Genomic DNA, 23,336 nt, shown 5'->3' on the forward strand with positions numbered 1-23,336 from the left:
TATCCTCCATTAATAAAGTTATTATACTTCTATTATTTTTGATCAACAAGACCACGAACATCACTTACAGGTAGTGAAAAAAGTATACCATTTGAATCTTGATTAAGCTCTAAGCTATCATAAAGAGCTGATTTAATTTTTTCCGCTATATCTTTTTTTATAAGCATTATTACTATATCTTTTTCTGGTTCTATAACCATATTTAAAAATACTGACTTTTTTTGGATACCTGAACCCCTTCCGTGAACAACAGTCGCCCCCCTTGCTCCATGTTTTTGGGATATATCTATAACCCTATCGGCATTGGACTTATCCACTATTACATATAAAGTCTCATATTCCATATTTATTTCTCCTTTTTTATCTATTGGTGTTGTAAACATGATAGATGTGTTTTTCTTGTCAAATTTATCTGATAATTTATCCAGCAAGTCTTTTACTAAAGAGTCATTTACTAAGGCTGATACTATTTCTTTTCTTTCTTTATTAATTCCAAGGACTTCTAATATGTGATCATTAGCAGAACCCTCTGCTAAAAGGCAACTTATATATTTTGCTCCATAAGCTTGAAGCTGTTGCATAAATTTAGATCCTTTAGATCTATTTGTAATTATTCTTAAATATTTCATTATCCCTCTATGACCTCCTTATAAAAAGATCCCATTATCATTATAGTTATAACTGGCATAAGTGCAACAAAAGCTATAACTCCAAATCCATCTGCAACATTTCCTGCAACCCCTTGGCAAAATGCGAGAATAAAGGTTGCAGTCATTGGCCCTGACGCAACTCCACCTGAGTCAAAGGCAATACCTACAAAAAGTTGTGGTACATTTCTTGAAAGTATTAGGGCAAGTAAGAATCCCGGTCCTATTAGCATCCAAAGCTTAAATCCGTCTATTTTGATTCTTATCATTGCAAGCATCACTGCAAAGGCAACTCCTATTGATAAAGCCTTCATTATAGATGACCTATGGATTGAACCAGCAGTTACATCTTCTACTTGCTCTGATAATACAAATACTGCAGGTTCTGCTAAAACAACTAAAAGTCCTAGAACAAAGCCTATTAGTGGAACAAATTTAAAGTCAGCATAAGCCTCTCCCATAACTCTTGCAAGTTCCATAAAACCTCCTTCTACTGAGGCTAAAAACATTATAAGACCAATATAGGTGTATCCAAGTCCAAGCATTATATCTTTTTTATTTTTTAGTTTAAATACTAGCTTATCCATTATAAGAAATACTATAGTTATAGGTAATATTGCAAAGCTCGCTGACTTAAATCCACTTAAAATTGCTGAAGTATGGGCTACTTCTTCTATTACAACTGCTGATGGGTCTATGGACATTGTCATCAAAAGTCCTGCAAGTATTGGTCCTGTTGATGCTATTCCTACAAGTCCAAAGGAGTTTTCCTCACCCTTACTCTCTCCTTTAAGTTTACTTACTCCAAGACCTAAAGCTATTATAAAAGGAGTTGTCATAGCTCCTGTAGTTGCACCAGATGCATCAAAGGCTATAGCATGACTTAAATCACTTGATATAAACATAAGAATAAAGATTGCTCCATATATACACATCATAAGACTAGATAGCTTAATTTCCTTAAATATCCTATAAAGTCCTATTGATATCATCACTCCTACACCTACTGATATTATAGAAACTATTAACATTGATTCAAGTCCTATAGCACTGCTTACTTGCTTTGCTAAAATTAATAGGTCTGGTTCTGCAATTGATATTACAAAGCCTATAAATACGCCAAATATTATAACCTTTAATATATTTTCACTTTTTGCTATAAAATCTCCCATAAAAGATCCTATTTTTGATATTGATAAATCTACCCCAGTTAAGAATATAGATAAACCTACTATTACACCTAAACAACCTATAAGGAAGTTTACGATTAATTTATTATCTACTGGTCTAAATATATTCAATACTAACACAAGAATGGCTATGGGACCTACTGCTTTTGCATTTTGTTTTAATTCTTCTCTAAATATAGTCATCACCCCTTTAAAATGATTATTGTTTAATTTTTATATTATTAATAGCTTATTTTTTATATAATAAAAGAGGCAATCATTAGACTGTCTCTTTATTTTAACTTATTAACTTTAGTCTCTAACTTGGTTAGCAGTTAGGATTGCAAGTTTATAAACATCTTCTTCGTTACATCCTCTTGAAAGGTCATTTACTGGTTTATTAAGTCCTTGAAGTATTGGACCAAGAGCTTCATAATTTCCTAATCTTTGTCCTATCTTATAACCAATATTTGCAGATTGTAGATCTGGGAATATAAATACTTTAGCTCTTCCAGCTACATCTGAGTTAGGGATTTTCTTTCTTGCTACTTGTGGTGAGATTGCAGCATCAAATTGCATTTCCCCATCAACTTTAAGGTCTGGGTCCATTTCCTTAGCAAGTTTTGTAGCTTCTTCTACTCTTCTTGCCAATTCGTGTTTAGCAGAACCTTTTGTTGAGAAAGATAGCATTGCTACTATTGGTTCTATACCAAATTCAACTGCTGTTTTAGCAGCTTCTACTGCAACTTCAGCAAGTTCATTTGATTGAAGAGTGATATTAATAGCTGTATCTGCAAATAATAATTTTTCACCATTTGGTCCAAGCATAATCATTACACCACTTACCCTATTTACACCTTTTTTTGTTTTTATAAGTTGAAGAGCAGGTCTTACAGTATCTCCTGTTGGGTGAGCAGCACCTGAAACCATACCATCAGCCTTACCTGTTTCTATAAGCATAGTTCCGAAGTAGTTATTGTCTTTTTTAAGCAAGTAGTCACCATCTTCTCTGGTGTTTTTACCATTTCTTAATTCTACATATCTATCTACTAATTCATCGAGTAAATCAGAGTGTCTAGGATCAATTATTTCTATATTTCCTAAGTCCACACCTTCTTCGTTTGCAACTTTTTTAATAGATTCAGGATCTCCAAGTAGTATAGGTTTAATAAGACCATCATTGTTGTGTCTTATCGCTGCCCTTAAAACTCTTGAATCATCACCTTCTGGAAAAACTATAGTACGATTTTTCCCTCTAATATTATCAGTTGCAAGCTCCATTACTCCATCATTTGCCATAATAGCCTCCTAATTAAAATCGATATTAATACTATTATTATACCCTAAGTGAAAATATTTTCTTCTATAGTTTTGCCTTTTCTAGACATTCATTCTCTCTTTCAGAAAGTTCTATCTCACTTTCTCCATTTATTATCTCTTTAAGATAGGTATTTGAACCTTCTTGGGAATAGAGATTGGTTAGAATTATTCCATTGTGGTAAGAGTCTAGAAGAGTTAAAGAAAATGAGTTTTTCCCTCTTTGGTTTTCAAAGGCATCAAAATGAACAACTGCCATCTTATTTACAGCTCCCATAGATGAGTTTTTAGTATCTGCTGATCTTTGGTCAAGAGATCTTATCTCCTTATTTGACTTATCTATTTGTTTGTTTAATTCTAAGATTAATTCTTCTAGGTTTAGATCTGGATTATTTCCCCTAAGAAGATGATCGTATCTTCTTTTTTGCCTTCTTAGCTTATCGTTGTTTGACTTTATCATAGTAAATTCAACTATAACTATTATAAATAAAATTATTATTGCCATTATTTGTCCCATAACTTAATCCTCTTTCTGATAATATCCATATTCTTTTCATATAGCTTATCACAATATTTAGTAATTGATTTGTAGTCGGTTTTTTTAAAATTGCTATCTTTATCAAAGTATTTTTCATTCATAATAACATTTACAAAAGATGAATGTATACATTCCTTTACCAATCTAAGTCCTATCTCCCCATCACTTATAGTTGAAAATTTCCCATTTTCAAGTAGAAAATCACAATCTTGAAGGACTATTATCATAAGTTCGATTGTTCTTTTTGGTGCAATATTTGCATCATTGATAAGCTTATCAATATTATCCATTTCATTATTTTTAAAAGCTTTTAAAAGGACATTTACCCTATCTACATCTTCTTGCATCAAATCCTTTAGCTCTTGTGAATAAGCTATGAATTTCTTAAAGATTTTTTTCCCCTTTTTATTCAAATTCTCATCTTTATAGTCCTTTTTTGCCATCATCAATATTAAATTTATTCCAAGATTTCCACTAAGACTTGCTAGGGCTCCTCCTCCAGGATAGGCTGTAGGCTTTCTTGTATTATCTATTAATTCACCTAGCTTAAAATCAATCAACTTCTTCTCTGCCATTTTTTATACTCCAATAAAGTCTTTCAATATCTTCTATAGAAAAGCAGTCTATAGACACTTTGTAGGTATTATTTTGCTTTTTAATCTCAACCTTTGAGTCTAAGAGGTTTATAAATTTTTCCTCAAAGTCTTCAAAAAGTATCTTATCTAGCTTATCTTCTTTTATGTCTAAATTTTCTTTTCTTTTATTTTTATTCTTTTTTTCTACATTTCTAATATTTGTTTTTTTATTTTTAAAATCATCAAGGCTTTTACTTCTTTCATTCTTATCTTTTATAGAAAGAAGTGTCCTTGCCTGAGATGAAGTTATATTTCCCTCTTCTAATTCCTTTTTACTATTTTCATCAAGTTTTAAAAGCCTTAGGGTATTTGCTATATAAGATCTTGATTTTCCGACAGTTTTTCCTATCTCGTCTTGTTTTAGTCCATAATTTTTAATAAGTTCATTATAGGCATTAGCCTCTTCAAGAGCTGTAAGGTCCTCTCTTTGAACATTTTCTACTATAGAAAGTATATCTATATCTTTATTATCTACATTTTTTATAATAGCATCTATTTCTGTATGACCTAGAAGCTTACTTGCCCTAAATCTTCTCTCCCCTGCTATAATTTCATATTTATTGCCATTTTTTCTTAAAACTATTGGATTTAAAAGACCATATTGTTCTATAGACTGGCTTAGACCCTCAAGAGCTTTTGTATCAAAACTTTTTCTAGGTTGGTCTTCTCTTCTGATGATTTTTTCCATAGGAATTTTAACTACAGTCTTATTTTTCTTATTATTTTCTGGTATAAGCGAGCCAAGACCCCTACCCAATGTTTTTCTCGTCATTTCTTATCACCTGATTTTTTTCCTCATCTTTTTGAAGTTTTTTATCTTTCTCATCTTTTCTTAATTCTTGATTATAATCTTTACTTTCTTCACTTATCTTTTCCTTAGTCTTTTTCTTGAAATTTTCCTTTTCTTTGGATTCCTTTTTTATATTTTCTATAAGCTCACTTGCCAGATTAAGATAGGCTCTTGCTCCCTTTGATTTCTCATCATAAACAATTACTGACTTCCCATAAGAAGGTGCTTCGGCAAGTTTTATATTTCTAGGAATCATAGTCTTAAAGACCTTGGACTTAAAATATGATTTTACTTCTTCTACAACCTCATATGAAAGCTTACACCTTCCATCAAACATACATAAAAGAACCCCTTCAATTTCAAGATCTTCTTTTACAGAACTTTTTATAGACTTATAGGTATTCATAAGCTCACTTACCCCTTCTAGGGCATAATATTCTGTTTGAATTGGTATTATTATGGAATCACTTGCTACAAGAGCATTTAAAGATAAAAGTCCAAGAGATGGTGGGCAGTCTATAATTATAAGATCAAAATCATCTCCTATTTCTTTTATAATAGAACTAAGCATAGTGAGTCTTTCTCTCTCATCTAAAGAAACCAATTCCACTTCAAGACCAGAAAGGGCATTTTCACTTGGAATAAGATAAGCACCATCTTCTGTTTTTACTATGTAATTTTCAAATGAATCTTCTTCATAAAACATCTTGTATATAGACTTCTCTACCTTAGATTTATCAAGACCCAAACCTGTTGTAGTATTTGCCTGAGGGTCAAAATCTATTACCAGAATCTTTTTTCCTAATTTTGAAAGGGCAGTGGCAAGATTTACCACTGTAGTAGTCTTTCCTACACCACCCTTTTGATTAAATATCGAAATTGTCTTCATACATACCTCTCATTATTAATATGGAAAGGTCCATGGCCCTATTTTTAGTCCAACGCCTAGCCTTATTCCTACTTGCAGAGAACTTAAATTCTCTAACAAACTTTTTATCCTTATATTTTACACCTATAAAAGCTTCTCCTTTGTGAGCATAGCCTGTAGTTATTATACATAATGCTGATTTTGTCCTATCATACAGACCATCGAGCATCTCATATGCACATTCCTTGCTGACTGCAGAATATTTTCTTAATGTTTCATATGAAACATTCAAGATTTTTTCTTTAGTCCTATCAGAGTAGGTCACATAGGACTCTTCTATTACGTCACTTGCACCAGCTATATCTATAATAGATGACGCCACCATTCCTCCTGTAATAGACTCAGCACAAGATACTTTCTCTTTTCTCTCTTTTAATAAATCTATAAGGGTTTCTTCTTTTCTCTTTCCATCATCTGACAATAATAGTGGACCAAAAACTTCCCTTACTTCCTTTTCCTTTTCATCAAGTAAGATAAGAGCTTTATCATCACTTTCTGCCTTTGCACTTATTCTTAAAAATCCTCCCTCATCATCAAAATAAGGACTTATGGTTGGATTTGTAGAATGAAGATCTATCCTACTTGCCATATCCCATTCTCCCAAAAGTGCAATTCTTAAAGTCTTTGACTTAATAACCGCTTCTTTTTTTATATATTTAAGTAATTTATTTTCAAACATATATTTCATCTCTTGAGGTGGCCCCGGCATAAGAACTATTTTGCTCTTATTATCACAATCAATAATACAACCTGGTGCTGTACCTATATCATTTGGAAGAATAATAGCATCTTTAGGAAATTTTGCCTGCTTTATATTCACACTAAGGGCCCTTTCATTTGACTTAAAATATGAGTCAAGTTTCTTTTTACTTTCCTCATCTATAACTACCTTATCTTCCTTACCACTTGCCCTGATCGCTACTTCTTTACTTATATCATCTTCAGTAGGTCCCAGCCCTCCTGTAATAAAAATATAATCAACTTTACCAATAGCATTTTTAAGTTCTTTTAATAACCTGTCAAAATTATCTCCAACAGTTACCATCTTGTATAAATCTATTCCAAACTCACTTAATCTTTGTGCTATATACTTTGAATTAGTATCGGTAATATTTCCAAGTAATATTTCTGTTCCAACTGAAAAAATTTGTGCTTTCATAAAACCTCTTTTCTCTTTAAATAGTATAACAATATCAAGATAAGTTTTCAATATTAAATGTTTCACATGAAACATTTCTTACATATCAGCAGTAATTCTTTTTTATTATACTCTCTTAGATTATTTTTTATATCCTAAAAATCACTTCAATTAATTTAATTCTTCAAATTAATTATTACGTACTTGTTATTATAATTAATTATGATACAAATAATAATGTATAATCTTATTTATTATAATTTACTACTTAAGCAAGAGCCCCTTAGTTTGTCTCAACATTAGGCGAAGAATAAAAGTAAATATAATATTATTAATAATACAACAAAACAATGAGATTTTATTAAAGTTATAGTAATTTACCTTAATAAAAACAATATCTAAACTTTCCAATTAAATGAAGTGACTTATTACTAATTATCTTAATTAAACACATAAAAAATAAAAAAGACCTTAAAACAAAATATGTTCTAAAGCCTTATGATTAAAATCAAAAAATAATCTTAAGATATTAATGAATATCAAAGAGGATTCTTCTTTGGCAAGTTTTTTGCCCTCGGATATTTTATTTTTGTTGACCTTACTTTTTTTATTAGTATATTTTTTCTTGTGTTTCCATTAAGGTCTATTGTGTCTATATTTATTAACTCTCCTCCTAAGATTTTAAGAGCATTTTCGGCTTCATTTAATTCTTCTTCTGCCTTAGGACCTTTCATTGCTATAAAAATTCCCCCTACTTTTAGAAATGGTAAGGCATATTCCAAAAGGGTTGATAGTTTTGCTACTGCCCTTGATACTACCATATCAAACTTTTCCCTATTATTTTTAGCATAATCTTCTGCTCTTGTATGAATAGCTCTAGTATTTTTTAAACCTAATTCCTCTATTACCTCATTCATAAAGCCTACTTTTTTATTTACTGAATCTATGAGGGTTAAGTCAAATTCTTTTTTTATCCTAAGAGGAATCCCTGGAAATCCTGCTCCTGAACCTATATCTAGAACTTTCATTCCCTTATTTATATATTTCTCAATGGTTAAGGAGTCGTCAAAGTGCTTTACTTTAATCTGGCTAGAATCAACTATGGTGGTTAGGTTGAATTTCTTATTTGTCTCTATTAGCATTTCTTCATATTTTTTAAACTTATCCATCTAAATCACCTGCCTTTAGTCTTATTAGTAAAACATTTATATCAGCAGGACTTACTCCAGATATTCTTGAGGCTTGTCCTATGGAATCTGGTCTTATATCATTAAGTTTTTCTGATGATTCTTTCTTTAGTCCTTTTATAGTAAAATAGTCTATATTTTGTGGGAGTTTTTTATTTTCAAGTTTTTTAAACTTGTCTATATCAGCCATTTGTTTTTTAATGTAGCCTTGATATTTGATCTCTGTTTGAACTTGAATTTGTTGAAATTTTGGAAGCTCTGGTCTATCAGGGTCAAGTACTTTGACAAGCTCATAAGTAAGCTCTGGTCTTTTTATAAGATCGAATAAGCTATATCCTGTTTTAAGTGGACTTGTTCCAATAGATTCTAATATTTCATTATTCTTCTTGTTTGGACTTATCATAACCCCTTTTAGCCTATTGATTTCTTTTTCTATATTTTCTCTTTTTCTTAGCATTTTCTCAAAACGTTCATCTGATACAAGTCCTATCTTGTGTCCAATTTCTGTTAGTCTAAAGTCTGCATTATCTTGTCTCATAGTAAGTCTATATTCACATCTTGATGTCATCATCCTATAAGGTTCATTAGTTCCTTTTGTTACAAGATCATCTATTAAAACTCCTATATAAGCATCCGACCTATCGAGTATAAGTGGATCTTCTCCTTTAATTTTAAGGCTTGCATTAATTCCTGCTATTAAACCCTGACCTGCTGCTTCTTCATAACCTGATGAACCATTAATTTGTCCTGCAAAAAATAAGTTTTCTACATTTTTTGACTCAAGACTTCTCTTTAAATCTGTTGAATCAAGGCAGTCATATTCTATACCATAGGCTGGTCTCATAATCCTTGCATTTTCCATTCCCCTTATAGTTTTATAGAATTCTCTTTGCACTTCTTGAGGAAGAGTTGATGATACACCTTGGATATAGACCTCATCTGTTGATAGGCTTTCTGGTTCTATGAAAACTTGGTGGATATCCCTATCTGGAAATCTTACCATTTTATCTTCAATAGATGGGCAATATCTAGGACCAACTCCTTTTACTAATCCCCCATACATAGGTGATTTATGAAGGTTTGCCATGATTATTTCTTTAGTTTCATTTGTTGTATAAGTTAGGTAACAATTTTCCTGTTTTTTATCTGAAAAGTCTTTATCTTCATTCATAAAGGAGAAGGCTACTACATTTTCGTCTCCTTTTTGAACTTCTGTTTGTGATAAGTCTATTGTCTTAATATCAACCCTTGCAGGTGTTCCCGTCTTGAAGCGTCTAAGATTGAAACCTAACTCTTCTAGACTATCTGATAAAAATGTAGCTGCTGAAAGTCCATGAGGACCTGATGTTTTTTGATAATCTCCCATAAGAATTTTTCCATTAAGATAGGTTCCTGTGCAAACTACAACAGCTTTAGTAGGAAAAATTGCCCCTTGTACTGTTTCTACACTTTTAACCTTTCCATCTTCTATGTTAATCTTATCAACTTCTTGTTCAAATAAGTCAAGATTTTCTTGCCTTTCAAGAGTTTTTTTCATCTCTTGGTGGTATTTTATCTTATCAGCTTGAACCCTTAAAGAATGAACTGCGGGACCTTTTGAGGTATTTAGCATCCTTGATTGTATAAAGGTCTTATCTATGTTTAATGCCATCTCACCACCTAAAGCATCTATCTCTCTTACAATATGTCCTTTTCCAGTTCCTCCTATATTTGGATTACATGGCATATCTGCTACAGACTCCATACTTGTTGTCAAAACCAAGGTTTTAAAACCAAGTCTTGCACTTGCAAGAGAAGCCTCACAACCTGCATGACCTGCCCCTATTACTACTACATCATAGGATTGGTCTATATATTTTTTCATCTTATTTTCCAACACAAAACTCCCTAAATACTTTATCCATTATCTCATCTGAAACAGTTTCTCCAATTATAAGACCCAAGTCATCATATGCACTTCTTAAATCAACCTCTACACAATCGATAGGAACTTGGGACTTTATATCCTTAAGGGCATTTTCTATCTTTTCTTTTGCTAAATTTAATAATCTTTCATGGCGTAGGTTTGTAATAATAAATGATTCTTTATTTAAGTCCTTAGTATTAAATATTTCAAAGATAGCCTCTTCAAGCTTATCTATCCCATCCCTGCTTATCATAGAAGTTTCAATAACCTTAAAATTGTTACCTAAGTCTTCTTTTTTAATCTTTGAATCTAAATCTAATTTATTTAAAATAATGATAGCATTTTTATTCTCTATAATATCAAGTATAATCTTATCCTCTTGATCAAAGTCTCTAGACCTATCAAATATTGCTATAACTAAATCTGCATCTTCTGCAAGCTCCCTTGACCTTTCAACTCCTATTTTTTCAACCTTATCTTCAGTTTCTCTAATTCCAGCCGTATCATTTATTTTTAAGGTCAGATTTCCTAAATTTATATACTCAGTTATAGAATCTCTTGTAGTTCCAGGTATATCTGTAACTATTGCTCTATTTTCATTCAATAGGACATTTAATAGAGATGACTTGCCTACATTAGGTTTTCCTATTATTGTTGTCTCTATTCCATCTTTTATGAGCTTGCCCTTATTAGCTGTTGATAAAAGCTTTTTAATTTCATCATTAGCCCTTTCTACATAAGATATTATATCATCTAAGGGAAGATCTTGCCCATCTTCTGTAAAATTAATGGAATACTCAATCCTTGATAAGGCCTCCAACTGGATGTCCCTTATATCTTCTATTTTTTCTCTTAATAATCCTGATAATTGCTTTAATCCTTGTTTTTGAGATAATTCATTAGTTGAATTTATAATATCAAGAACTGCCTCAGCTTGAGATAAATCTATCCTTCCATTTAAAAAAGCTCTTTTAGTAAACTCACCAGGTTCTGCTAAATCACACCCCTCATCTAGTAAAAGATTTAATATATCTTTTACAGAAATCATAGATCCATGACAATTTATCTCACAAATATCCTCTCTAGTATAAGTATTTGGTCCTTTCATGAAGTTTACCATAACTTCATCATATACTCGGCCATCTTTTTCTATATGACCATAACGCATCATTCTATTGTCCTTAATCCTATCAAGTTCCCTCTTATTAAATGGCTTAAAGATCCTTTTTATAATGTCAAAAGAACTACCGCCACTCATACGAACTATAGATATACCACCACTACCTTGTGGTGTTGAAATTGCTGCTATTGTAGATTCACTCATAATTCTTCCTTTCTATAACGATTGTTTACCTTTGACATAAACATCTCTTATTATACTATAGTATTATACATTAATTATTTCCATTAAAAAAGATGTTTCACGTGAAACATCTTTTAACTAGTCAATTTTGTAATCAACTACAACATATCTTCTTGGTTCTTCTCCTTCAGAGTGGGAATCCAACTTATCATATTTTCCTATTTGCTCATGAGCAAGTCTTCTTTCATATGAATTCATATATTTTAGATTCCAAGGCTTTCTAGTTTTCAAAACCTTCTTACAAGCTTTATCAGCCAAGTCAATAATTTTTTCATCTCGTCTTTTTTTGTAGTTATTTATATCAATATTAAGCTTTAGATTATTCTCCCTAGTATTTATTATCTTTCTTATAATAGTTTCTATACTTTCAAGAGTCTTTCCTAATCTTCCTATAACAATTCCAGTATCTTTAGGGTCAATTTTTGCATCAAGCTTAATAATATTATCTTCAAGATTTCCTATGACTTTTATATCTTCAAAATGCATATTATAAAGAATTTTCTCAAGTAGATCTTTCGCCTTATAGTAAAGCTCTACATCAGTATTTAACTCATCTTCTTCAACAATATTTGCTTCATCTAATCTTTCATCTTGATTAGATTTTTTATCTATGCTTTTTTCTTCTAAAACTTCTTCATCTTCTTTAGAACTTTCCTCATTTGTAATTTCTCTTGATAAGGCTGTTACATCAAAGTTTTCTCTAAGAGATTTTTTGCTATCTTCTTCAATTTCTTTCATAAGATCATCGATACCTTCATCTAAATCTTGATCATAGGAAATCTTTACAACAGCATCCTTTTGACCAATAAGACCCAAAAATCCACTAGACTCTTCTTCGATTATTTCGATAGATACCTCATCTCTAGTCTTATTTATCTCTTTTAAAGCTTCATTTATAGCTTCATCTTTAGTTTTTGCTGTTCTTATTATTGATCTTTTCATTTTCTACCTCTTCATCTCTTTTTCTAAGTCCTATTAAGTATTGGCCACCTAAAATTACAAGCCTTGCTATAGAACTTGTTGTCCAATAAAGTGGAAGACCTGCTGGAAGGCCCCTAAATATAAAATAATACATAATTGGCATTACCATAAGCATTGTATTCATAGAACCCATTCCTGGAGCTTGGGCATTGGTTGCAGGTGATGTTTTCATAGTAAAAAGTTGAACTAAAAGCTGACTTATACTTGTTAGAAGTGGAAGCCCATAAAATAGTGGATCCGCTTTAGATAGGCTTGGAACCCATAAAAAGTCGTTTCTTATTGCATGAAGTCCCCCATCAAATACAAACTTGTCAGGATTTTGTATAACCCTATAGAGGGATAAAAGTATTAAAAGCTGGAAAATCATAACTAAACATGAGGAAAGTCCTGGTCCTACTCCCTCTTGCTTGTAAAACTCTTGCATCTTTTGTTGCATAATTTGAGGATCATAAGAGTATTTTTTCTTAATCTCTTCGATTTTGGGTTGCATTTCTGATGATTTCGCAGCTTGTTTTTGCTGATTCATAGTCATTGGTATGGTTATAAGTGATACCAATGCTGTCATAATTATAATTGATATGGCATAAAAGCTCATACTCTCTGGTTCTGTAAAGTTATTTACCAAAGTTTCATAGATTAATTTCATCAAACTACCAAGTAGTTGTGCTATAAAATTTAACATTTTTTTCTCCAATCTCTGAATTGAATTATAAATCAATTGCTAGGCCGGATCGTACCCTCCCTTAGAAAAAGGATTACACCTTAGAATTCTCCAACAAGCCTTAACTAAGGCTTTTAAAAAATTGTACTTCTTAAAACAGTCAATAGCATATTGGCTACAAGTAGGATAATATTTACATTTACCCGAGCCTAAGAATGGAGAAATAAACAATTGATAAAATCTAATTATTTTTAAAAAAAGCTTATTTAACATAATTTATTTTCTTTTCCTTAAAGGCCTTATTTAATACGTGACCTAAAGAAGATTTAAGCTTATCATAAGTAAAATCTGTGGTATGTTTTTTTGGTATAATAATTATATCAACGTTGTTTATATATCTATAATTATTGTAAACAATAGACCTAAGTCTTCTTTTTAACTTATTTCTTTGGTGGGCCTTGCCTACCTTTTTAGAAATAGAAAAACCAATTCTTGGTCTATTTACTCCGTTATTTTTGACTAAAACTGTAAAATCCCTATTATAATAGTGCTTGGATTTCTTATAAACTCTTTTAAAATCTTCGTTCTTTCTTAAAGTAAATTGTTTTTCCATAGGAATTAATGTCCCTTATCCACAATATAAAAAAGCCGCAGCTTTTTTATTATGCAGATAATTTCTTTCTACCCTTTTTTCTTCTGGATTTTAATACTCTTCTTCCAGCGGGAGTTGACATTCTTTTTCTAAAGCCATGGTCTTTTTTTCTTTTTCTTCTATTTGGTTGATAAGTTCTCTTCATATTATCACCTCCTATTATTTTACGCTGTCTTTAATTATATGGAAATAAAGGGTAAAAGTCAAGGCTTTAACCTAAAAAAATAGACAATTTATTTGATTTTTTTATACTGCTAGATAAAAATTTAAAAATTAAAAGTTTTATTATAAATTTAAGTTTTACTAAAGTCGAAAAATCTATACATAAATGATTATAAATGCTTAATTTAAAAATTATTTTCCATCTAAACTTAAGTTTTCTATGAAAATTTATTAGTAAGTAATGCAGCTTACAACTTAGTTTACTAAAATAATTATAATTATATAAAACAAATATACAAAAATATCCTATTAGTTTATATTCATTTATGTAATGATTTTGCATTAATACGCATTTGTGGATATCTTTTTTTATTTATATTTTATCCACAAGATATTAAGTTAATTTTTAAGTGTAAAAATATAAATTTTTTTAAAAAAGATTTTATATGAACTTGTTAAAGTTAGGATATAGCAATTTTCTTATTTAATAATTTTAATATTTTTCCAAGATATCCACAATATCCACAGGATTTAATATTTCTAAATAAAATGATTTTTTAACTTATCCCCAACTTATCAACAAGTTGTGGATAACTTTACAAAATGGCTAAATTAATGTATAATCTCTTGTGTAAAAGATATAGATAAGTCTAATTTTCTTAAGTTTTTGATATGATTTTGTGGATAAATCCATAAATTCTATTTTTAAATTTAAAAATTCTTGTCTAAAATCCGTAGTACAAGGCATTTTTAATATCCACTAAAAACTTATCCACATATTATCCCAATTTTGTGGATAAGTCCATAATTTTATTTTAATTCCTGAAATTTAAGGCAGAATTAAATGTGGATAAAATTCTAAGGAGAATGAGAGATAATAATGAATCTAGAATACATAAGTAATGAATTAAAAGAAAAGATGAAGGCTAATGTTCCTGATAAGGCACAGTATGATACATGGATAAGTATCTTAAAGCCTTTAAATGAATTCAATGATATTATCTATTTAGAAATACCAAAAAAAGAACTTAAATTCATCTTTGACCAAATATGGGTTCCCCAAATGCAGGAAATTCTTAATAAGATAAATAATGAAAGAAATACTAATTATAAGCTTGAAATTATAGCTAAAGATAGCGATGATTATGAAAAAATCTTATCATTAGGTAAGTCAACTGATAATAATGGACAATTGCTTATAAATGATGTAAATAAGTATCCTAAGCCACTTTTAGAAAAAACTAATATTTTTGAAAATTTTGTTCAAGGTAAGTCTAATCAATTAGCCCTTGCAGCAAGTCAGTCAGTGGCAGAAAACATGGCAAATTACAAGGTTTCAAGAGTCTATAATCCTCTTTTTATATATGGAGCATCTGGTCTTGGCAAGACTCACTTAATGCAAGCTATAGCCCATAAAATTCTAGATAAAAGAGATGATTGTTATGTAATGTATCTATCAAGTGAGAAATTTACAAATGAAATGATCTCAGCTGTTAGAAACAATACCAATGAAGAATTTAGAAAAAAATATCGTTCAGTTGATATGCTTTTGATAGATGATATTCAATTTATAGCAAATAAGACTGGAACACAAGAAGAGTTTTTCCATACCTTTGAAGATCTTTATAACCAAGGAAAGCAAATAGTAATATCATCAGATAGGCCACCAAAGGAGATTAAACACTTAGAAGAAAGATTAGTTTCAAGGTTTGGTTGGGGCATTATAGTTGACATTTCAAAACCAGATTTTGAAACTAGAGTTGCAATTTTGCAAAAAAAACAAGATGAACTGGGAGCTGTAGTAGACTATGAAATATTAGAATATATAGCAGAAAATATTGAAACAAATATAAGAGATTTAGAAGGTGCACTTGCAACTTCTATTGCCTGCTCTAAATCAAATAACCGCTCCTATGTAACCCTTGATGATGCAAGACTTGGAGTTTCATCAAGAGTCCATGTCAAAAGTAAAAGAATTACAGCAGAAGATATTCAACAGATTGTAGCAGATAGATACCATATAAAACTTCAAGACTTGAAGGGAAAGTCTCGAAAAAGGGAATTTGTAATGCCAAGGCAAATTGCTATGTATTTATGTAGGGATATGTTATCAGTATCACTGGTAAGTGTTGCCAATGAATTTAATAGGGATCATTCAACCGTTATGCACGGATATGAAAAGATAGAATCCATGATAGAAGAAGACCAAGATTTTAGATCGGAAATAGAAGAAATAAAAAAAGAAATAAAATCATAGTTATCCACAATTTGTTGATAAGTATGATGATAAGTATGTTTATAAAAAAACTATTAAATAAGAAAAAATAATAGCTGTGGAAAATGTTGATAAGTGGATAAGATATAAAAACTTATCCAAATTTTATCATTTGGCTTTTTCATTTTAATTTAAGCCTTAGCAATACTTATCCACATACCCACAAAACCTATTACTAATACTACTAAGTTTATATAATATTTTAGGAGCCATTATGAAAATTGAAGTAAGACAAAAAGAATTATCAAATAAAATCTCCATAGCCTTAAAGGCTGTATCAAGAAAGACCAATATACAGATACATGAATTAATATACTTTGAAGCTAAAGATGATACTCTTATCCTAAGTTCATCTGATGGAGAAATATCTATAAGAACAAAACTTAAAGTTAATGTCATAGAAGAAGGAGAAATGGCTATAAATGCCACTATAATCTCTAATATTATTAGAAAACTTCCAGATTCTACTGTAAGGATTACCCTTGAAGATTCAAAAATTAATATTAGGTGTAATGGATCAAATTTCAATATTCTTGCCTTTGACTACTACGATAAAAAGGAATTAAAAGTACCTAGTGTAGACTATTTAGAAATTGAAAATGATAAGCTAAAAAGATCTATATCTCAAACTGAGTTTGCTACAAGTATTGATGAAACCAAGCTAGCCCTTACTGGTATACTATTTGAACTAAAGCAAGGATATTTAAACTTTGTAGCCCTTGATGGATATAGGGTAGCCCTTAAGAAAATCAAGCTTGACTACCCTGGTTCAATGGATAATTCAAGACTAATTATTCCAAGAAAGTCAATATCTGAATGGACAAGAATTATTGATGATGAAACAAAGACTCAAATCTATAAGGATGATAAGGATATAATTTTTGAATCAGGGGACACTACAATGTATTGCAAAGTAATAGATAAAAACTATATAGACTATACAAATATAATTGCAGATATATCTACAACTACAGTTATAGTCAATAGGATTGAACTTATTAACGCCCTTGAAAGAGCCCAATTATTAAATAACACCCAAAGAGCAAACTTAATTAAGATAAGTCTTGAAGAAGATGTATGTAAGATAGAATCAAACTCTGAAATAGGAGACTTAAAAGAAGTCGTTCATATAGAAAAAGAAGGAGATGATGTAAAGATTGCTTTTAATGCAAGATACCTTCTAGAAGGAGTTAAGGCTTGTGATACAGATACTATAAGGATGAACTTAAAATCATCACTAAATCCATGTATCATATATCCTAATGATTCAAAAAATGAAGGTGAAGAATTCACATATCTAGCTCTACCAGTAAGGCTTGCAGAATAGGGGAAATTATGATTGATATAGAATTTCAAACAAATCTTATCACAGCCAAGGATCTTTTAAAGGCATTAGATATAGCCTCATCAGGTGGTATGGCTAAACATATGATAAAAGAAATAGGTATAGTAGTAAATAAAGAAGTTTTTTATGAAGCTGGTAAAAAACTTAGAAAAGGTGATGAAATAATCTTTAATGATGAATTTCATATAAGTTTAATCTGATGTGGATTAAGAGTTTAGAACTAAATAAGTTTAGAAACTATCTTTATCAAAAAATAGAATTTAATGAAAATATAAATATCTTTTTGGGAGATAATGCCCAGGGAAAGACCAACCTTTTAGAATCAATTTTTTACTTAGCTAATGCCAAGTCTTTTAAGGCAAATAGGGATAGGGAACTTATAATGTTTTCTGAAAAAGAGATGGTTCTTGATGGAGTAATAAGAAAGGGAAAATCCTTTAAAAATGTCTATATTAAGGCAAATAAGTCAAGTAAGGATATTTTTGTAAATGATATAAAATATGATAAAACATCTGATTTAAAGTCACTTTTTAAGATTGTTTTATTTACTCCAGAAGATTTGACTATAATAAAAGATGGACCAAATTTTAGAAGAAAGTTAATTGATGATATAATAATAAGCGTGGACTTTTCCTATAAGGGCATAAAAAGAGACTTTGATAAAGTTCTTTTAAATAGGAATAAAATCCTTAAAAACCAAAAATCTAAGTTTTTTAAAAATCAATTATTAGCCTATGACGAGCAGATTATTAGGCTAAATTACAAAATATACCAATATAGGAAAAAATATATAGCCCTTATAGACAAGTATGCAAATAAAAAACATGAGCTTTTAACATATGGTAGGGAAGATTTACATATTGTATATAAGCCTGAGATTAAAGCAGATTCTCTTGATGAGTACAAGTCAAAGTTTAAGCAAAGGCTAATTGATGATTTAAAATACTTTAGAACTTCATCTGGAAGCCAAAGAGATGAAATTGATATAATAATTAATGGTAAGGATACAAAAAAATATGGCTCACAAGGCCAGCAACGTTCAGCAATCTTAAATATAAAGCTTGCAAATGTAAGTTTAATAGAAAATACTAGCCAGGATAAGGCAATTATCTTATTTGATGATGTTTTTTCAGAACTAGATGAAAAAAGGTCTAGTTTTTTGTTGGAAAATTTAGGAAGATTTCAAACAATAATCACAGCAACTAATACCAAGAGTCTTGATATAGTTGATAGGTCAAAGATAAGAAAAATAAAAGATGGCCATATCCTTAAATAGAAAGGAAATTTATGGAAAATTCACAATATAATGCGTCCAATATTAGGGTCTTGAAGGGGCTTGAGCCTGTAAGACTTAGACCTGGAATGTATATAGGATCAACTAGCGAGAGAGGACTGCACCATTTAGTATATGAGGTTGTAGATAACTCAGTAGACGAGGCTTTGGCAGGTCGCTGTGACTATATAAAAATAACCATAGATAAGGACAATATAGTAACAGTAGAAGATGATGGTTCTGGTATACCAATAGAAAAACACCCTGAAACAGGTAAATCAACACTTGAAACAGTACTTACAGTTCTTCATGCTGGGGGTAAGTTTGATGATAAGGCCTATAAGGTATCAGGAGGTCTTCATGGTGTAGGTGTTTCCGTAGTAAATGCCCTAAGTGAATATCTAATAGCTGAGGTAAAAAGAGAAGGTCATATCTTTAGGATGACATTTGAAAGAGGAAAGGCAACAAGTGATCTTGAGATAATTGGAGATACAAAAGAAACTGGAACAAAGATTAGTTTTAAAGCAGATGGAGAAATTTTTGATACAACAGTCTATGACAATAAAACCCTAGCAGATAGATTTAGGGAAATGGCCTTTTTAAACAAGTCAGTAAGGCTTATTTTTGAAGATAGGAGAGAAGATAAGACTGTAGAGTTTAAATATGATGGTGGAATCAAGGAATTTGTAGAATACCTTAATAGGAATAAAACACCAATTTTTGAAGAAATTCCATATTTTGAAGGTATGCAAGAATCAACAGAAGTTGAGATAGCCTTCCAATATACAGATGGATATAGTGAAAATATCCTATCTTTTGCAAACAATATCTACACAATAGAAGGTGGAACCCACCTTTCAGGCTTCAGGTCAGCTCTTACAAGAAGTATAAACGACTATGCAAGAAAATATAAATTACTTAAAGAAAACGAAGATAACCTCCAAGGTGAAGATGCAAGAGAGGGAATTACAGCTATAATATCTGTAAAAATAACTGAACCTCAATTCGAAGGCCAAACTAAGGGAAAACTTGGAAATGGTGAGGTAAGAGGAGCAGTAGACGCTTTCTTTTCAGAACATATGGGAAATTTTCTTGAAGAAAATCCTAAAATTGCAAAACAAATTATTCAAAAGGCTCTTGCATCAAGAAGGGCAAGAGAGGCTGCGAGAAAGGCGAGAGATTTAACACGTAAAAGAAGTATCCTAGATTCAACAACTCTTCCAGGAAAGCTTGCTGATTGCCAATCTACAGATTTAGGTGAAAATGAAATTTTTATAGTAGAAGGTAACTCTGCGGGAGGTTCTGCTAAGGGGGGACGTGATAATAGGATTCAAGCTATCCTTCCTTTAAGAGGAAAAATAATGAATGTAGAGAAGGCAAATCTTGATAGAATATTAAATTATGAAGAAATAAAATCAATGATTACAGCCTTTGGAACAGGAATAGGAAAAGAATTTGACCTATCAAAACTTCGTTATGGAAAGATAATAATAATGACGGATGCCGATGTAGACGGTGCTCACATAAGAACACTTCTACTTACATTTTTCTATAGGTATATGAAGCCTTTAATAGATGAAGGTCATGTATTTATAGCCCAACCACCACTTTATAAGGTGTCAAGTGGTAAAAATGAAAGATATTGCTATACAGATAAGGAATTAGAAGAGATAGTAAAATCTTGGAATACAGACAATTACAAGATTCAAAGATATAAGGGTCTTGGTGAGATGAATGCTGACCAATTGTGGGAGACAACCATGGATCCAGAGCATAGGGTCTTACTGCAAGTATATGAGAAAGAAGACTCACAAATGTCAACAGATGCAACATTTTCAATGTTAATGGGTGAAAAAGTAGAACCAAGACGTGAATTTATTGAAGAAAACGCCCAATATGTTGAAAATTTAGATGTATAGGAGGATTCATGACAGAAGATAGATTTCAAAATATAATCGAGGTAGATCTTGAAAATCAAATGAAAAATTCTTACTTGGAATATTCCATGTCAGTTATAGTTTCAAGAGCCTTACCTGATGTTAGAGATGGGCTTAAGCCTGTTCATAGAAGAATATTATACGGAATGGAAGGACTTGGACTTGATCCAAGTAAACCAACTCGTAAGTCAGCAAGAGTTGTAGGTGAGGTAATGGGTAAGTACCACCCTCATGGAGATAGTGCAATCTATGATGCTCTAGTAAGGCTTGCCCAAGATTTTTCAACAAGGTATCCTCTAGCAAGTGGTCAAGGTAACTTTGGTTCAGTAGATGGTGATGATGCAGCAGCTATGCGTTATACTGAAGTAAAGATGAGTAAGATTGCAAAGGAAATGCTAAGAGATATCAATAAGGATACAGTTGACTTTATGCCAAACTTTGATGAAGAGGAAAAGGAGCCAACAGTCCTTCCATCAAGATTTCCAAACCTTATAGTTAATGGATCAAATGGTATAGCAGTAGGTATGGCAACTAATATGGCTCCACATAACCTTGGAGACTCAATTGATGCTTGTATAGCTTATATGAAAGATCCTGAAATATCAATAAAAAAACTTGCAAATATTATCAAGGGACCTGACTTTCCTACAGGAGCTCAAATATTGGGAAAGACAGGAATAAAAAAAGCATATAATACAGGAAGAGGAAAACTTAAACTTCGTGCTGTAGCAAACATTGAACATTTTAAGAAAAATAGGGAAAGAATTATAGTTACAGAAATACCTTATCAAGTAAATAAGGCAAAATTAATAAAAAAAATAGCTGAATATGTAAAAGATAAAAAACTTGAAGGTATATCTGATATAAGAGATGAGTCAGATAGGAAGGGAATGCGTATAGTAATCGAGGTAAAAAGAGATGCTAACGCCAATATAGTCCTAAACAACCTCTATAAGCAAACCCAACTTGAGACAACTTTTGGCATTATAAACCTTGCCTTAGTTGATGGAGTTCCTAAAATACTTAACTTAAAAGAGCTTATAAAATACTATATAGCTCACCAAAAAGATGTTGTAAGAAGAAGAACAATTTTTGATCTAGATAAGGCACAAAAGAGAAAACATATAGTAGAAGGTTTAATAATAGCAATCGACAATATCGATGAAATTATAAAAATAATTAGATCATCCTATGACAATGATGAGATTAAGAAAATCTTTAATGAAAAATTTGGTCTAACAGAGCTTCAAAGTCAAGCTATTCTTGATATGCAACTTAAAAGGCTATCAGGACTTGAAATTGAAAAACTCCAAGCTGAAGATAAGGAACTTGAAGAAAAAATCACCTACCTTACAGCAATATTAAGTGATGAGGGAAAACTTGTTGGTGTAATAATCGATGAAATGAGTGAAATTAAAGAAAAATTTTCAGATGAGAGAAGGACAAAAATTGTTCCGGATGTGGGAGAATTTGATGTAGAAGAGCTTATAGAAAGAGAAGATGTCCTTATCTCTTTAACTCATGATGGTTATATAAAAAGACTTCCTATAAATACCTATAGAGTACAAAATAGGGGTGGAAAGGGAATTTCTGCTGGAAACACCAAGGAAAATGACTTTATTCAAAAAATTATGACTACAAATACTCATGAGTCCCTACTTTGCTTTACAAACCTTGGTAGGGTATACTCACTTAAAGCCTATGAAATACCTGAAGGAAGTAGGCAATCTAGGGGTCAAGCTATAATAAATCTAATAAGTCTTGAAACAAATGAAAAAATTACAGATATAATGGAACTATCCCACCTAGATGAAGTTAGCCAATTAGTCTTTCAAACAGCTAATGGAAAAATCAAAAAAACTGATGCAGAACTTTTCCAAAATATTCAAAGAAATGGAATTATAGCCATATCTCTTGAAGATGGTGATAGACTTGTATCAGTTAGTCAAATAGATAGTGAGTGTGATATAATTGTATCAACTCAAAAGGGAATGGCCATCAAATTTAGCTCATCTGAAATTAGGTCAATGGGAAGAGCTGCCCGTGGAGTAAGGGCAATAAATCTTTCTGAGGATGATCAGGTAGTATCCATGAATACCCTAAATGATGAGGTATATCTTGTAGTAGTAACTGAAAATGGTTTTGGTAAAAAGACCTCATTTAATAACTTTAAAAATCAAAATAGGGGTGGAAAGGGAGTGAAATGCCATAAGGTAAATGAAAAAACAGGAAATCTTGTAGCAACACTTCCAGCAAACTTAGATGATGATATAATGATGGTGTCCCTAAAGGGTGACATTATAAGAATTTCAGCAAGAGATATATCAACTAGTGGTAGAAATACTCTTGGAGTAAAGCTTAAAAACCTAGAAAATACAGATGATTGTATTGTTTCTGTTACCAAATATTATGAGGAAACTAGTGAGGATTAA

General features: G+C 31.0%; 22 protein-coding genes. 6 read left to right on the top strand and 16 right to left on the bottom strand.

Going from position 1 to position 23,336, the window contains the following annotated elements:
- Positions 1-32 precede the first annotated feature (32 nt).
- From HV819_RS04450 to rpmH, 16 genes are all read right to left on the bottom strand, one after another.
- Entirely contained in the window at positions 33-629 is a 597-nt protein-coding gene (locus HV819_RS04450) for a Smr/MutS family protein (RefSeq protein WP_176269635.1), read from the bottom strand.
- Positions 629-2,020 carry a DUF1538 domain-containing protein gene (locus HV819_RS04455; protein ID WP_154539835.1) on the bottom strand — a complete coding sequence of 464 codons (1,392 nt, stop codon included), beginning with the start codon at positions 2,018-2,020 and terminating at the stop codon, positions 629-631. Before HV819_RS04455 ends, HV819_RS04450 begins: the two co-directional genes overlap by 1 nt.
- Positions 2,021-2,128: 108 nt before the next feature.
- Entirely contained in the window at positions 2,129-3,115 is a 987-nt protein-coding gene (gene pta, locus HV819_RS04460; protein WP_154539837.1) for a phosphate acetyltransferase, read from the bottom strand.
- Between the two features lie 64 nt (positions 3,116-3,179).
- Positions 3,180-3,650 carry a DUF4446 family protein gene (locus HV819_RS04465; protein WP_154539839.1) on the bottom strand — a complete coding sequence of 157 codons (471 nt, stop codon included), beginning with the start codon at positions 3,648-3,650 and terminating at the stop codon, positions 3,180-3,182.
- Positions 3,638-4,246, bottom strand: coding sequence for a cyclodeaminase/cyclohydrolase family protein (locus tag HV819_RS04470; RefSeq protein ID WP_154539841.1), 609 nt, complete (start codon positions 4,244-4,246; stop codon positions 3,638-3,640). The genes HV819_RS04465 and HV819_RS04470 overlap by 13 nt, the downstream gene beginning before the upstream one ends.
- Positions 4,224-5,078, bottom strand: a complete 855-nt coding sequence (locus HV819_RS04475; protein WP_154539843.1) for a ParB/RepB/Spo0J family partition protein — start codon at positions 5,076-5,078, stop codon at positions 4,224-4,226. The genes HV819_RS04470 and HV819_RS04475 overlap by 23 nt, the downstream gene beginning before the upstream one ends.
- Positions 5,056-5,985 carry a ParA family protein gene (locus HV819_RS04480; protein WP_154539845.1) on the bottom strand — a complete coding sequence of 310 codons (930 nt, stop codon included), beginning with the start codon at positions 5,983-5,985 and terminating at the stop codon, positions 5,056-5,058. The genes HV819_RS04475 and HV819_RS04480 overlap by 23 nt, the downstream gene beginning before the upstream one ends.
- The gene (locus HV819_RS04485; protein WP_154539847.1) at positions 5,963-7,183 is read right to left on the bottom strand and encodes a CinA family nicotinamide mononucleotide deamidase-related protein; all 1,221 of its coding nucleotides are present in this window, start codon (positions 7,181-7,183) and stop codon (positions 5,963-5,965) included. The genes HV819_RS04480 and HV819_RS04485 overlap by 23 nt, the downstream gene beginning before the upstream one ends.
- Before the next feature lie 518 nt (positions 7,184-7,701).
- On the bottom strand, positions 7,702-8,331 hold the full coding sequence (gene rsmG / locus HV819_RS04490) for a 16S rRNA (guanine(527)-N(7))-methyltransferase RsmG (protein WP_154539849.1): 630 nt from the start codon (positions 8,329-8,331) through the stop codon (positions 7,702-7,704).
- Entirely contained in the window at positions 8,324-10,213 is a 1,890-nt protein-coding gene (gene mnmG, locus HV819_RS04495) for a tRNA uridine-5-carboxymethylaminomethyl(34) synthesis enzyme MnmG (protein WP_176269636.1), read from the bottom strand. Before mnmG ends, rsmG begins: the two co-directional genes overlap by 8 nt.
- Before the next feature lies 1 nt (position 10,214).
- Positions 10,215-11,579, bottom strand: a complete 1,365-nt coding sequence (gene mnmE / locus HV819_RS04500) for a tRNA uridine-5-carboxymethylaminomethyl(34) synthesis GTPase MnmE (protein WP_176269637.1) — start codon at positions 11,577-11,579, stop codon at positions 10,215-10,217.
- Between the two features lie 117 nt (positions 11,580-11,696).
- Entirely contained in the window at positions 11,697-12,560 is an 864-nt protein-coding gene (gene jag, locus HV819_RS04505; protein ID WP_176269638.1) for an RNA-binding cell elongation regulator Jag/EloR, read from the bottom strand.
- Positions 12,526-13,281, bottom strand: coding sequence for a YidC/Oxa1 family membrane protein insertase (locus HV819_RS04510; RefSeq protein WP_154539857.1), 756 nt, complete (start codon positions 13,279-13,281; stop codon positions 12,526-12,528). Before HV819_RS04510 ends, jag begins: the two co-directional genes overlap by 35 nt.
- Positions 13,282-13,320: 39 nt before the next feature.
- Positions 13,321-13,533, bottom strand: coding sequence for a membrane protein insertion efficiency factor YidD (yidD, locus tag HV819_RS04515; protein WP_154539859.1), 213 nt, complete (start codon positions 13,531-13,533; stop codon positions 13,321-13,323).
- On the bottom strand, positions 13,523-13,873 hold the full coding sequence (gene rnpA / locus HV819_RS04520) for a ribonuclease P protein component (protein WP_154539861.1): 351 nt from the start codon (positions 13,871-13,873) through the stop codon (positions 13,523-13,525). The genes yidD and rnpA overlap by 11 nt, the downstream gene beginning before the upstream one ends.
- Positions 13,874-13,922: 49 nt before the next feature.
- The gene (rpmH, locus tag HV819_RS04525; protein ID WP_154539863.1) at positions 13,923-14,057 is read right to left on the bottom strand and encodes a 50S ribosomal protein L34; all 135 of its coding nucleotides are present in this window, start codon (positions 14,055-14,057) and stop codon (positions 13,923-13,925) included.
- Between the two features lie 897 nt (positions 14,058-14,954).
- On the opposite strand from rpmH, the gene dnaA reads away from it, so the two are divergent.
- The 6 genes from dnaA (at position 14,955) to gyrA (ending at position 23,336) form a co-directional block, all read left to right on the top strand.
- A complete protein-coding gene (gene dnaA / locus HV819_RS04530; RefSeq protein WP_154539865.1) occupies positions 14,955-16,331 on the top strand; it encodes a chromosomal replication initiator protein DnaA in 1,377 nt (458 codons plus the stop codon).
- 232 nt (positions 16,332-16,563) lie between these two features.
- A complete protein-coding gene (gene dnaN / locus HV819_RS04535; RefSeq protein ID WP_154539867.1) occupies positions 16,564-17,676 on the top strand; it encodes a DNA polymerase III subunit beta in 1,113 nt (370 codons plus the stop codon).
- A gap of 8 nt (positions 17,677-17,684) precedes the next feature.
- Positions 17,685-17,894 (top strand): RNA-binding S4 domain-containing protein, encoded by a 210-nt coding sequence (locus HV819_RS04540; RefSeq protein WP_154539869.1) that lies wholly within the window; start codon positions 17,685-17,687, stop codon positions 17,892-17,894.
- Complete coding sequence (gene recF / locus HV819_RS04545; RefSeq protein ID WP_176269639.1) at positions 17,894-18,970, top strand: DNA replication/repair protein RecF; 1,077 nt, start codon at positions 17,894-17,896, stop codon at positions 18,968-18,970. The genes HV819_RS04540 and recF overlap by 1 nt, the downstream gene beginning before the upstream one ends.
- Positions 18,971-18,981: 11 nt before the next feature.
- On the top strand, positions 18,982-20,886 hold the full coding sequence (gene gyrB / locus HV819_RS04550) for a DNA topoisomerase (ATP-hydrolyzing) subunit B (protein ID WP_176269640.1): 1,905 nt from the start codon (positions 18,982-18,984) through the stop codon (positions 20,884-20,886).
- Positions 20,887-20,894: 8 nt separating this feature from the next.
- Entirely contained in the window at positions 20,895-23,336 is a 2,442-nt protein-coding gene (gene gyrA, locus HV819_RS04555) for a DNA gyrase subunit A (protein ID WP_154539875.1), read from the top strand.

Origin of the sequence: Anaerococcus faecalis, assembly GCF_013371425.1 — a bacterium.
GTDB lineage: Bacteria > Bacillota > Clostridia > Tissierellales > Peptoniphilaceae > Anaerococcus > Anaerococcus porci.